This is a genomic window from Actinomyces sp. Marseille-QA0893 (assembly GCF_976954355.1).
Genome location: NZ_CDRJSY010000002.1, coordinates 15,970 through 29,352, shown reverse-complemented (window position 1 = coordinate 29,352; position 13,383 = coordinate 15,970). Strand labels below are relative to the sequence as shown.

The following is a 13,383-nucleotide window of genomic DNA, read 5'->3' as shown; positions in this document are numbered from 1 at the left end:
GTAAATTACGTGTTTTAATATAAAAAACTTGGGTATTTCGTCGAAAACTCGCGGTTTTCTCGTTGGGAATATTCGTTTTTTTGCGCAGAAAAGCTGAAATCAGACTGGAAAATAACGTGCTAGCCTCTTGGTATCACGTCACGGAAGTGACCACCCTCCAGAAAGACGGAATGTCATGAATATCGATGCAACGCGCGAAGGACTGAGTCGTGCTTCGCTCGTTACTGCCCTTACATGTGCACTTGTCGGTGCGGGCGCACTGAGTACTTTTGGACCAGGCGTTCCCACGGCCTCGGCAGTGGAAATCAACAACGTTGTCACCGGCGTGACGATGACAAACGAATCCAGCCCCAACGGTCCCAATACGATTTGGGATGAATTTTCAGCGGATCTCACTTTTGATACGACGGGAAAGAACGTCTCTGAAGGCGACACTCTGACAATCCAGCTTCCGCAGGAACTACGTACTCGTAATGCCGATTTCGATGTGATCGATAAGAACGGTGGCGGTGTTGCGTTGAAATGCTCCCTGCCGTTCGGTACTGGACAGACCGTAAACTGTGTCTTCACCAGCTACGTGAATACGCATGTCAACGCTAAGGGTGATATCCACGTGCGAGCTGACATGGCCACAACCACGACGACGAATCGCTTTAGCTTTACAATCGGCCACTCGGTGACCCTCGAAGCCGAGATCGATCATGGCAACGTGATCTCGAATCAGTACAGCTGGGTTCCTCAACAGCCATGGAAATATGGGTGGCAACTCCATGAGGGGCATAACGAACGCTTTACGTGGGAAATCCATATTCCTGCGCAATCGATTCAGTCGCCGGTTATTTCCATTACTGACACCTTCGACACCTCCAATGGGGGCTACAAACTATTCAATGATGGAGTGAGGAACCAGCAGGCGCGCCTGCTCAAGTGGAATACGACTGCGGCCTATCGGAACGATCCTTACCACCAGCATCCGAGCGAACTCGTATGGGTTGGTGATTCCATTAACGGTGGCACCTTCACGATGACCGAAACTGCTGATGGTTTTGTTGCATCTTTCCCGAACTCGAATGACGATGCGATCTACGAGCTCAAGTACTACACCGAACTGAAGAGTCCCGAGGGCCTGAAGGTCGGCAACGTTTTCAATAACACCGCAAACGTCAACGGCCAGACCGCGACCAAGACCGTCGCCATCGAAACCGTCGGTTGGGGAAATGTTGAAAGCCAGTTGCGCACGACCCCTCCGACTCCCTCTGTGACTACTCCGCCCACGACTGTGCCTTCTCCTTCTGAGTCTACGACTGTTCCCTCGCCGAGCGTGAGCACGACGCTTCCTCCGAAGAAGAGTCTTGCGCACACTGGTGTGAACGCTGTTCCGGCCATTGGTCTGGGTGCTCTTGGCCTTGCCCTGGGCGTGGCCTTGATGCGTCGACGCCAGCAGGCCTGAGTGTTCCGTTTGCCTCGACCTCGAGCTCAGGTTCGAGCGCGTGAGGTAGCAGAGTTTCTGAGGTAACCGAAGCTCCGAGAAAGAGGAATGCTCGAGGAATAGGCTCTCGCGAAATATACAGGTGGGTCCCGTCCATTTGGATGGGACCCACCTGCGTTTGTGTTTGAAGTGCTGCTGGGTTTCTTATCTCGTACCGCGGTCGTTTGCGCGTTTGTGCGCTTGCCACGCGTCGTTTGTACCTGTCGATCGGGTTTCTGCCGTGCCCGTTGTGTGCTGCGTTCGCCGTGCCAAGCCCTCGCTATTGACATACGAAGTCGCGGAAAAGCGCAGGTTATAGCCTGTGTCTTTTGCCGACTTCGTGTGTTGGGTAGCAGTGGCCTACCCGTTGCCTTGGAGGTAGTGCGGCCTCGCCTTAATTCCTTAGCTCTCCATGCGAAGTCGTGGAATGACACAGCTCATTTCATATGTCATTTACCGACTTCGTGTGGAGTAGAAGAGCGGATTGGGCGGATGGCGCTCAGCGTTTAGGCCTGCTTCGACGCGTTGTTCCTGTCCCTTAGCCTCCACAGGAAGTTTGGGAATGCCACAGCTTATATCGTGTGTCTTTTGCCGACTTCGTGTGTCTTGCGGCGGCAAGACAGTGATTCGCGTGTTGGGGCGCAGGGCTTCGCGTGTTGGGGGGCGCAGGGAGTTCGTGTGGTGGACGAGTGGAACAGTAAAACCGTGACGAGGCCGTGGTGGGGATGCGCGAAGAAGTGCAGGCTACCCGGCCACGGCCTCGTCAAGGAGAAGAGGGCGCTTATGAGATGAGGGAAGTAAAAAGCGCCCCCTCAGACTTATAGGCGAGGAATATTACGCATATTCGACGTTGCCATTGAAACGACCTCGCCAGCGCCACGGTTTAAGACGATCTTGCTCATCGCTGTTGCGAAACCAATCACCTGGCCCGAACGGATCTCAGGAGGAAGCGAGAGCGCATTCGGATCAGTCATGACTTCAACTAGGGCCGGGCCGTCGAAAGCGAAGGCTTCCTCGAGAGCCGCGCGCAGACGCGTTGGCTCCGTGACGCGCTCGCCGTGGAAGCCGACCGCTGAAGCAACATCAGCGTAGTTGACGTCGTGGACATCGGTGCCGTAATCGGGAAGACCGTTGACCAGCATCTCCAGCTTGACCATGCCCAGCGTCGAGTTATTGAATACGACAACCTTGATGGGCAAATCATGCATGCGCGCGGTAACCAATTCGCCCAAGAGCATTGCGAGGCCACCGTCACCCGAGACCGAGACAACCTGACGATTCGGGTATGCAACCTGGGCGCCGATAGCCATTGGGAGAGCATTCGCCATCGAACCGTGGAGCAAAGAGCCAATCAGGCGACGGCTCCCGAGGGGATCGATGTAACGCGCAGTCCACACGTTACACATACCGGTGTCGGCAGTGAAGACCGCATCCTCTGCAGCAACCTCGTTGAGGATGTGTGCCGCATACTCGGGATGGATCGGCTTCATGTGCTCCGCATTGCGCGTGTAGGCGCCGACGGGGGAGTGCATGATCTTCGAGTGCTTCTTCACTTTTGCCTTGAGGAAAGCATCCGAACGATCGCGGTCAAGCAGTGGCAAGAGCGCTGCGATCAGGGGTTTGACGTCACTGTGAATGGGAAGCGAAACATCGGTACGACGGCCCAGCTTTTCGGGGCGGTTCTCAACCTGAACGGTGAACGTATTGGGCAGGAACTGATCGTAGGGGAAGTCGGTACCCAGCATGATCAGAACATCGGCATCGTTCATGCCTTCAGCAGCGGCACCATAACCCAGCAGGCCGGTCATACCGACATCAAAGGGGTTGTTGTACTGGATAAAATCCTTACCGCGCAAAGTATGGCCGATTGGGGCCTTCAAAACATCAGCGAGTTCGATGACCTCATCGTGTGCGCCCTCAACACCGGCACCGGCAAAGATGGCAACCTTCTTTGCACGGTTGAGGACGTCTGCGAGCTGGCGGACATCCTCCTCATTCGGGGTGAGCGCGGGACGGCGGGAGGGAACGTACTTTGGTGAAGGCGAGCTTGCCTTGAGATCAGAGACATCGCCAGGAAGACTGATGACCGAGACTCCAGAAAGCTCAACGGCATGGCGGATCGCGGCGTTGACGACGCGGGGTGCCTGCTCGGCGCTGGAAATCAGCTCGTTATAGACCGAGCACTCGTTGAAGAGGCGATCGGGGTGGGTTTCCTGGAAGTACATCTGGCCGATCTGGACGCTGGGAATGTGCGAGGCGATAGCCAAGACAGGTGCGCCCGAGCGTTGGGCGTCATAGAGACCATTAATGAGGTGGAGGTTTCCCGGGCCGCATGAACCTGCGCAGACAGCGAGCTTGCCGGTGAGCTGGGCCTCGGCTGCCGCGGCGAAAGCAGCGGCTTCCTCATGACGGACGTGAACCCAGTCAATCCCGCCCTTTTTGCTGCCGCCAGACTTACGGATTGCATCGACGACGGGGTTGAGTGAGTCGCCAACGATGCCATAGACGCGGTGGACGCCGGCGTCGATGAGTTGGGCAACAAGCTGCTCTGCAACGTTCATAGTCGCTCCTTGGTTAAAGTGTGCACGCCCCGCAAGCTATCAACCATCAAGCGAATACTTACGGTTCGCGCCGAACAAAACCAGTGTAGTGCGACGAAAGTCCTAGTGATTCGTTAGCGTGAGGCAAAGAACGTTTACAGGAGTGAGGCAGAAAACGAAGCTGGGGGTTATCAGCTTTTCCGACTCCTTGAAGTCTTACCCTTATGCCTCGCCTTGGTCGCTGAGCTGCTTCTCAATATCTCGAGCAAGAGCGCGAAGCTTGCTCCCGCTGGAGTGAGCCTTCTTCGCAGTCTCATTGAGCTCAGTGACCAGGTCACGCAGTGCATCTGTATCACCAAGTTGGGTGTAACAGTCGGCCAATGCAGCAAGGGGGAAGGGGTAGTTCTGGCTATCCTTAATCTCTTTTTGCATCTCGTGGGACTGCCTCAAAATCGGGATGGCGATCTCGGGCTCATTTCGCTTCATGTAGACCCATCCCCGGATGTACTCGATACCCGCCCGAAGGAAAATAAGCTCCTCGGAATCGATGGTTTCGCTATGAGAATCCAGCCATGAAATGCCAGCTTCTGCTGCCAGCAGTGCCTGATCCTTATCGTCATCCGAAGGAGTGCCAGAAGGAACATTCAGATAGACATTAGCCTGCATGCGACGCAGGGCAATGACGGAAGAATGATCGTTCATACGCTCGGCAACCTTGAGCGCGTTCGTGATAGCCGTCAAGCGAAGCGAACGATCGCCCAGTTCCTCTGCTGCCTTATTCGCAATTTCGCCTGCACGAGAGGCAGTCGGGAAGCAACCGCATTCGATCAGTCCCGGAATTGCCGCTGTTGCCGTATTGAAGGCTTCCTGATCGTTGTCAAGGTTCAGGTAATACTCTGCCAGCTCTGTGCGCAACAAGGCGGTCATCGTTTGGCCAAACCAAGATCCCGTGCAGGACAGAATCGCCTGCTCAAGGATTTCGATTGCTTCCTCGCGTCGCCTCACCGCGACAAAAGCATCCGTGATGATCTTGGTTGGGGCCAGTCCAAGAGAACGCAGAGGTGTACGCGAAATGATCTCGTTCATTCGCGTTGCCTGGGAAGCTGCCTCAGCTGATTCACCGGCCTTTAGACTTGCGACACAAATGATCAAGCGCGCGAAGAAAGCCGTGTAGGGGTCCTGCGTCGTCGAGCGTAGGACTTGGTCAGCTGTCTGGGCTGCGCGTCGAAAATCTTGTGCCTCAAGAGCAAGTTCGGCGCGTTCTAAAAGGATTGTGCGCTTGAAGGCTTCTCGCTCGGTACCGCTGCGTAGGCAAGCCGGCTTCAGGGATTCGAAGATATCAAGGCTATGCATTGCCTTCTCAATATCGCCACATTCGAGATAGTTTTCGCCGCAGGTCGACAGGCTATCCTCGATGGTGGACAGATCGAATGCGCTGATCTTTCCGCGGTTGATCGTCGGCACCATTTGGGCAATCTGACTCGTGAAGCGATCAAGGAATTCACGTACGCTTGCGCGGAAATCGGCAGAGACTTCTTCACCTTGCCACGACAAACGACTGAACTCGCAGGAATGCTTGAGGAGCTCAAGCTGCGAGCTAAACAATTCCTTGCGGCTCATCATGGTGCCGGCTCGCCCGAAAACCTTTGCAAAGAAACCGGGAGTAACAACCGGGGCATCGTCGCTCATCGAGGCGATGACCGGTGCGACTCGCGCATAGATACCTTCGAAAGCGCTGTATTGTTTGCCCAATGTCATGAGCGTCTTTGCGAAGTTAGCAAAGAGCAGAGCCTCTTCAGGACTGCTGGTATCGAAGTCCAGGTCCGCGATGTTTTCGGATGAAGCTAAGGCCCAGTCGGTGAGAACATTGCTTTCAACACTGAAACCAATGGCATCGCCAATTGCGATATAGCGATCAAAAGCTTCGCGCATCGAAGTCGGAGCTTTCGGAACGCTGTAATCAACGGCCGGATAGGGGTCCGTCTCATCAATCGTTTCACTCTTGCCGCGGGAAGAGCGCGAGGGAGGAATCGGGTGGGCCTCTTGTCCTTCAACCGTAGAAATCGGCTCCGGCATACTCTCGCGTTCGCCCACGAGTTCAAAACGCCACTCGCTATTCGCACGCTTTTCGGCCTCGTCGTCAACGGGACCAGCCTCAATAATTTCACGAGTCAGCACAGTGCAGTAGTCATTTCCATTGCGCCTATCGAAGAGCGCAGCCACGTCTAAAGCCCACCCGCTCAGTCGATCGGCGACCTCAGACAGAGGCGTATTGGCGTCAAGTCGTGGACCTTCGCACCACTGGGAGTGCCCCGTGCACAGCGCTCCCAATGGATCCTCTCCCTTCCCGCGCTTAGCGGCCTCGCGCGCGGTCAGTGCAGCGCCTCGGAGATAATCCATGAGCAGCGAGGCGCTCTCCGCCTGAGAAGTCAAAGCGATGCTGTCACGCAAGATATCAAGCGCGCGTTGCCACCTGCCTGAGCGCACAAGAAACTCCATGTGCGTGCCCAGAATATCCATTGCATTAGCAGAGCCACGATGCTGATGGTATGAGCGTACGTGTGCTTCCCAAGCGGTGTCCGGACGACCAGACATCAGGAGAGGAATCATTGCATGAGCGCGAATACTGTAAGGCTGAGCGGCACACGCACCCTCCTCGTCGAAGAGTGGCATTGCAGTGGCAACCGCGCGCTCCCAGTCCTTGCGGGCCGTGGCCTCGGCAATCTGCTTCTCCGGATCGCAGCCAGCACAGTCGCAGATCTCATCGCGAGGGGTTGCGCGCCACAAGGTCAGTGCCTCGCGGGCCTCGTCAAGGTCACCCTTGCGCAGGGCGAGCATGACGCGCACTCCGTGGACGACATGCATGGAAAAGCCCTGTTCAGAAACAAATTGCGCCAAACCGGTCGTCAGTTCCTCGAGCTGCTCGCGGGAAACAGCGGGGTTGCGTCCTGCTGCGGAGACCGTTCCCTTGTAGAGCCAAGCGAGCTCTTCGATCTGATCGGCATCGAAATCTGCCGGATTCTTCTCGAACATGTTTAGGAGGGTTGACAGAGGGGCCAAAGCCTTCCACTCTTCATTTCCCTGCTGATAGGACATGGTGAGTTCGAGGTAGGCATCGATCTTCAGATCGGTCTCACCTTCGAGGGCGTCTGCCCACATCGCTGCTTGCGCGATCTGCGCGCTTCGAGAGGGAGCCCAGGGGAGCTGTGAGGCGTACTCGAGGAGATCGCGAACTTCTTGTGCGTTTGGCATGGCTGGAGGGTCCTTTGAAGAGAATGGGCCGATCAGTTGGAGGTGTCGTCGAGTGCGGAATCAAGGAGCGAACCGAGGAGCTGCGCAGCCCACGCGCGTTCCTTGGGTCCCAAAGTTTGGCGTCCCGCCAAGAGGCTCTGGACGTAGAGTCCACGCAGAACATTCGAGGCCGTCTGCGGGACACTGCTTGCGTGGATCAGTCGCGTGATCAGCGAATTTGAACGGTTCAGTACCAAACGGGGTGGCTTAGAATTCGCGAAAGGATCGCTGACCCCCATGATCCCCGCCCACATCTTCGAGGCCTGTGCCTGAGAATTGCGCTGGACGTGGCGTCCTGCGAAATCTGGGTCTGGCAGGTAGAGCGCGGGAAGAGTCAGAGGAGTAAAGCGGCGAAGGACAACTTCGCAATCCGAGGGGTCAATCGCCTGGGCGGCAATGAGCATGAGGTCCATGGCCTCGGCTTGCTCGGACAAGGTGCATTCTTCGAAAGCGTCAAGAAGCTCAGAGGGGTCAACCAAGCGAATCTTCTGGGCGAGCGTCGAATAGCGCGGGTCGGTGAGCAGTGCGTTGATGAGTTCCTCGTCGTAGGCGTAGCCCGCGTTGACAAGGACCATTGATTGCGATGCCGCGACGTCTGCCAAGGCGCGGTACTGGTCGACCGTGCGCGTGTAGCGGATCGACTCGTGCGAAGCCAGCAGATCGAGGAGCGGGAATGATCCCACGGTGCTCTCAAGGGGAACGTAGCGCGCGGTGAGGTCAAGCATGTAAGGATCGCGAACGGCGACCGCGCGCAGTCCCATCGCGTGGATCGAAATAAAGTCATTGAAACGACTGGGGGAGTGCTCCGCCATGTCTTCAAGCCACTGACGAATTGACGAACCAATTGCTTGGCGAGTGTTTTCCAAAAGTTCATCATCGCTGAGCTGTTCGCGCGAGGCTGTCAGGCGCAGGTAGTTCGAATTACCAATAAAGCGAACGAAATACGCCCACTGGGGGACGATCCCTTCGCATGCGCGTGAGACCAACATCCTCTTCGCGTAGACCGTGTGGTGATCGGAAGAAAGTGCGTTGGGACGCTGGGAAACGATCGCGATGCCCTTCACTCCTGCTGCGGGGACATCGATCGGAATGATGTCCATCCCCGCTGAGCCCAAGTGCTCGTCGCACCACTGCTGCTGCGCGGCTGGTTCGAGTTCCCACACGGGCGTTTCATTGCCGTGGAAAGTTGCGGCCGAGTCGGAGCGGACTTCGATGGAAATCGGAAGAAGCGAGGCGAATTCGTCGACGAGCGCGCGGACTGTATCGGGGTCAATCCATGGCTCCCCGGGGTGAGCCTCCAAGACGACCTCGGTTCCGGGTTCGCCCAAATTATGGGGATCGCCGGGGCCGAGCGGCTGAGTCGTGTAGGTGCCCTCCGTCTTTCCTTGCCAAATGACGGTGGGGGAGTTGGCAGACTTTGCCGAGCGCGAGTAGACGGTGATCGAATCGGAGATCATGAAGCAGGAGAGCATACCGATGCCGAATTGACCGAGGAAGTCACTGCGTGCCATCCCAAGTTCGTCGCGCTTGGAAGAGGCACCGATTGTCGAGAGTAAGCCGGCGGCTTCTTCTTCGGTGAGGCCAATTCCGCTGTCGCGGCACTTGAGGGTGCGCCCTTCGATGGTGATAGTGACGCGGCGCGGGCACCCGGGGTCGAGTGCGCTGCGGGCTTCGATGGCATCGAGGCCGTTTTGGAGAAGTTCGCGGATGTAGACGCGTGGGCCGGAGTATAGATTGCGAGAGAGAAGATCGACCATTCCTCTCAGGTCCACTTGGAAAGTTGACATCCCTGTCCCTTCTTATTGACGACCGGAACGCTGGCGAAGACGCTCGCGCTTGTGGTTACTTGACCTCTTCAAAGATATAAGATCTTTGAGACTGACAATAATAACGCCCGCAAGAATGAGGGCCATTCCTGAAATGTCGAGCAGCGTGAAGTGCGTGCCGACGAGGAGGAAAGAGAAGAAAGCTGCCGAGATTGGTTGAAGGCAGGAAATGAGGCTTGCGCGCACCGGACCGATATCGCCGACTCCTTGCAGGAACAAGCTGAAGGCGAAGGTTGTCCCGATGATGACCAATCCGGCCATGGCAAGGATCGACATGAGATCCCAGGTGATGGAGTAATTCCATACTCGCACGATGAGCCCCAAGATGATGCCGCCGATGATGAATCCGTAAGCAACGACTAATTCGCTCCCGTAACGGCGAATGAGTTTAACGGGAATGAGGGTGTACAAGGCGAAGCCGATTGCGCTTGCGAGGCCCCAATTCAGGGCTTGGGTTGAAATCACTAAGGAATCGATTTTGCCGTGCGTTGCCAAGATAAACGTTCCGAAGAGGGCAAAGATAATTGCAAAAAGTTCGGTGTATTTGGGAAGCCTGCGCACTGTGACGCAGACGAAGAGAACGATGAGGATCGGGCCGAGGAACTCAATAACGGTTGCCGTTCCCGCATTGGAATAGCCAATGGCTACAACGTAGGTCAGCTGGCTGGCTGCAAGCCCGAATACGGAATAGGTGACCATGGGAAGGTAGCTCCTGCGGTTGTGGAGCAGCTGCTTGTGAAGCTCAGAGATTCCACGGTCTTTGAACAGAAGAAAGAGCATGGTTGTTGGTGCGGCAAGGAGCATGCGAATAGCCGTGAGCCAATAGGGATCGGCGTGGTACTCCTTCATGAGGAACTCGCTACAGACCCCTGAGAAGCCCCAGGCGATGGAGGCAAAAATAGTAATAACGTACCCGCGGGCTCGCTTGTTCATGGTCTTCCTCAACGTACAGTGCCAGCCACATCAGTCTAATGTGTTTTTGATACATCTGTACCACGAGGCGCGATGCGGATACGGGGCCAGTACCCGAAAGTACCGGCCCCGTATTGCCGTCTCCGCTTTTTAGCCTTCTGAATCCTCACGAGGTTCTTCGGCATCGATCATTTCCTGAATAGTGCGGATCAAAGCACGAAGCCTTGTTCCTTTGATCGTTGCAAGCTTGTTGACCTCGGTGGTTTCTGCAATGCACTCGCGTAATCCGTCAAAGTTCCCCATTGAGAGATAGCACTGAGCCATGGCGTGCATGGGGTACCCAAAACCGTCGTATTCTCCGAGTTCTCGGTATTCGTCAAGAGCCAATCGCAGGTGTTCGATAGCGCCGACTGGATCGCCGCAGTTCAAGGTGACCCACCCTTGCGTGTAGTTCACATCAGCCCTGAGAACCCTCAGTCGACGAGTGATGTCCTCGCCGGCAGGTGGTGCAATGAGCTCTCGGGCGCGATCCAAAACCTGGTTTGCGCGTCTTTCATCCTCCTCGCTGACGCGGCCAGGCGTTCCAACGATTACGGCAGCTTCTTGGCGGAGCCAGCGGCACTCCTCGTCGACGTCTTCCAAGTCATGGCAGATCTCTGCGGCCATATGTGCGGCAGTGGCTTTTGCCAAACGGTCATCCATTTCTCGGGCCGCATGGAAGGCCGTTTCAATCAGGCTCAGTGCGAAGAGCGGGTAGTCGCGCTCACGCAAGGATCGTGCCTCTGTGACTGCTAGATCGTAGGCGTCTTGGAATTCGTTGAGACGCCAGTAGATCTGTGCCAATGATGGAGCCAGTTCACCCCGTCGTGCCCGGAAATAAGGCGTGTCTTCGAGGGCGCCCATGGCTTCTTCAAAGATTTCGACAGCCTCTGAGATGCGGTCCTTGTTAACAAGGGCATTGGCGAATATGGGGCCAGCAAGAGGGATATATACCCGGGTTGGGAAAGAATGAACAATCTCGCTCAATCGTCGTCCCTGCGCAAGTGCCTCGTCATATTGCCCTGCGGAGATAGACCCGGCGCAAATGATCGCGCGACCGATGATGGCAGTGTAGGGATCGCACATTGGGCTCACTCGCATGGCCTTATCGGCATATTGACATGCCTTCATGTACTCATCTCGCTCGCGCTCCATCTGTGCCCGTTCGAGTAGCAAGTTGATGGTGACGCGGTCAGGAGAAGACGCGTGGCGGTTGAAAGCTCGTTCGAGGCTTTCGTACAGATCGTAGCCGGCGCTTGCTTCCTCGTATTCCCTGCAGCTACTGCACATCGTCGCTGCTGTTGCGATCGATGAACTGATGATGTCAAGGTCGCGGGCCTGGCCAGCACCTCTATTCAGCTGGTTAACTACTGCTGAAATAAGGAGCCGATGCTTGCGGGCAGCCTCGACGGCGCGTGTCTTGATGTCGTCTGGGATCGCTTGGTTACGAATGTAGTAGTAGTCGACCTCGATGTAGGAGCGTCTGATTGCAAGCAGGCTCTCATAAAGCTGCTTGCGTCCAAGAGATGCGTTCTTTCCCATGAGCTTGGAGAAGAAACCGGGGGAAACAATGTCGGGATCATCGGGAAGCTGTGAAATGATCTCTGATACCCGAGAGACGATTTTCTTTGCATTGTCGTACTCGCGACGCATGATCAAAGCAGCGCAGGCAAATTGACTGAAAAATATCGCATCCTCATCTGCGTAGTGAATGTCCATCACCGACTCATCCATGCAGATGACGCGGTCAATAATGAACTGGCGCTCGACATCGAAACCAGTTATTCCGCAGCGCTTCAGGAAACGATCGTAACCTTCTTGCACTGTTGCTGGAACAGGGAAAGGCGTGAAATCGACGGGCGGATAGGGATCCGTATCATCGGTGGTGCGAACCTTGTCTTGACGAATGAGATGGGTTGCGTACTTTCGGGGTTTATCAACATCGCTCGTTGAAATTCCTTCGGGAAGAGCCTCTCGTTCCCCGGCAATTTCGAAGGTCCAGGTCTTCGTCGCGAGTTCTTCCGCATCATCATCGAAAGTATGCGCATCAAGAACTTCTTTCGCGCTGGCGGTGAAGAAGTCATTCCCGTTACGAGTGTCAAAAAGCTTGGCGACCGCGAGGAGCCAATCAGCGAGCTTTTCGGCAACCTCGGATAGGGGAGTATTTGCATCGAGGCGTGGCCCCTCGCACCACTGAGACTGGCCTGTGCACAGCGCACGGAAGGATTCTTGTCCGCGGCCGCGATCGCTGGCCTCGCGAGCAGCCAAAGCCGCTCCCTTAAGGTAATCAAACAAAAGCGCGCAGCTCTCGGCCTGCGAAGTCAAGGCAATGGAATCGCGCAAGATCTCAAGGGCACGCTGCCAGCGTCCCGAACGCACGAGAAACTCCATGTGCGTTCCCAAGATGTCCATGTACATGGCGGAACGTCGGTGATGGCGATACGAACGCACGTGTGATTCCCATGCGGCGGCAGGGCGCCCGGACATGAGGAGGGGAATCATCGAAGCAGCTTGGATTCCCGCAGGCTGATTTCCACAGCCTTCAGTGGTGTCAAGCAAAGGAACCGCAGTGGCAACTGCACGCTCCCAATCCTTCGTAACCGTGGCCTCGGTAATCTGGCGTTCGGGATCGCACAGCGCGCAATCGGAGACGGAATCACGCGGGGTGGCGCGCCATTGAACGAGCTCTTCGTGTGCTTTTTCTGGATCGCCCATTCGCAGTGCTAGGGTAAAGCGGCTTCCATGCACCGAGTGCATAGAAAAACCCTGATCTTGGAAGAAGCGTCCCAGGCCTTCGGAGAGTTCAAGAGCCTGCTCGCGCGAAACTGCGGGATTTCGGCCGGCAGCGGTGACGGCGTTCTTGTAGAGCCATGCGAGGTCATGGACTTGGTCAGCGTCGAAAGCTGCGGGGTTTTCTTCGAATCTTGTCAGGCACCAGGCAGTAGGTGCGAGTGCTTTCCACTCTTCGTTTCCCTGCTGGTAGCACAGCGCAAGTTCAAGATAGACCTCGAGCTGCAAGGCTTCTTCGCCTTCGAGGGCATCTGCCAGAACGGCAGCCTGCGCAACTTCAGCGCTGCGGGTTGGCCCCCAGGGCATGCTTGAGGTACGACTCAGGATATCTTTGACTTCTTGAATACTGCTCATGGCCGTATTGTTCCTAACCGTCGATGAAAAGATCAGGGCGTGTAATGCGACTTGGGTCCATAGTAGCTGGGAGTTGTCAGAAGACTAAAAGTGCTCTTTTGGGACATATTGAAGCGATTGTGCGGAAGTTAGTCGCGCAATAAGCGCGCAATTTTTGCTTGCG

At 55.9% G+C, this 13,383-nt stretch carries 6 protein-coding genes; 1 reads left to right on the top strand and 5 read right to left on the bottom strand.

Annotated features, from left to right (window positions below; all coding sequences use genetic code 11):
* The first annotated feature begins 175 nt into the window (after positions 1-175).
* Entirely contained in the window at positions 176-1,450 is a 1,275-nt protein-coding gene (locus ACWNMW_RS03090; protein WP_449490000.1) for an Ig-like domain-containing protein, read from the top strand.
* Positions 1,451-2,286: 836 nt separating this feature from the next.
* On the opposite strand, the gene ACWNMW_RS03085 is transcribed toward ACWNMW_RS03090, so the two are convergent.
* The 5 genes from ACWNMW_RS03085 to ACWNMW_RS03065 form a co-directional block, all read right to left on the bottom strand.
* The gene (locus tag ACWNMW_RS03085; protein WP_449489999.1) at positions 2,287-4,029 is read right to left on the bottom strand and encodes a pyruvate dehydrogenase; all 1,743 of its coding nucleotides are present in this window, start codon (positions 4,027-4,029) and stop codon (positions 2,287-2,289) included.
* Between the two features lie 201 nt (positions 4,030-4,230).
* Positions 4,231-7,260 carry a tetratricopeptide repeat protein gene (locus ACWNMW_RS03080; RefSeq protein WP_449489998.1) on the bottom strand — a complete coding sequence of 1,010 codons (3,030 nt, stop codon included), beginning with the start codon at positions 7,258-7,260 and terminating at the stop codon, positions 4,231-4,233.
* A gap of 32 nt (positions 7,261-7,292) precedes the next feature.
* A complete protein-coding gene (locus ACWNMW_RS03075) occupies positions 7,293-9,086 on the bottom strand; it encodes an HSP90 family protein (RefSeq protein ID WP_449489997.1) in 1,794 nt (597 codons plus the stop codon).
* 12 nt (positions 9,087-9,098) lie between these two features.
* Positions 9,099-10,058: a DMT family transporter gene (locus tag ACWNMW_RS03070; protein ID WP_449489996.1), complete on the bottom strand. Its 960-nt coding sequence runs from the start codon at positions 10,056-10,058 to the stop codon at positions 9,099-9,101.
* Positions 10,059-10,187: 129 nt separating this feature from the next.
* Positions 10,188-13,220 carry a hypothetical protein gene (locus tag ACWNMW_RS03065; protein WP_449489995.1) on the bottom strand — a complete coding sequence of 1,011 codons (3,033 nt, stop codon included), beginning with the start codon at positions 13,218-13,220 and terminating at the stop codon, positions 10,188-10,190.
* Positions 13,221-13,383 lie beyond the last annotated feature (163 nt).

What these genes read in the sequence shown, in the direction of transcription:
- ACWNMW_RS03070 (WP_449489996.1), bottom strand. Translation starts at nt 10,058, where the DNA reads ATGAACAAGCGAGCCCGCGGGTACGTTATTACTATTTTTGCCTCCATC.
- ACWNMW_RS03080 (WP_449489998.1), bottom strand. Translation starts at nt 7,260, where the DNA reads ATGCCAAACGCACAAGAAGTTCGCGATCTCCTCGAGTACGCCTCACAG.
- ACWNMW_RS03085 (WP_449489999.1), bottom strand. Translation starts at nt 4,029, where the DNA reads ATGAACGTTGCAGAGCAGCTTGTTGCCCAACTCATCGACGCCGGCGTC.
- ACWNMW_RS03065 (WP_449489995.1), bottom strand. Translation starts at nt 13,220, where the DNA reads ATGAGCAGTATTCAAGAAGTCAAAGATATCCTGAGTCGTACCTCAAGC.
- ACWNMW_RS03075 (WP_449489997.1), bottom strand. Translation starts at nt 9,086, where the DNA reads ATGTCAACTTTCCAAGTGGACCTGAGAGGAATGGTCGATCTTCTCTCT.
- ACWNMW_RS03090 (WP_449490000.1), top strand. Translation starts at nt 176, where the DNA reads ATGAATATCGATGCAACGCGCGAAGGACTGAGTCGTGCTTCGCTCGTT.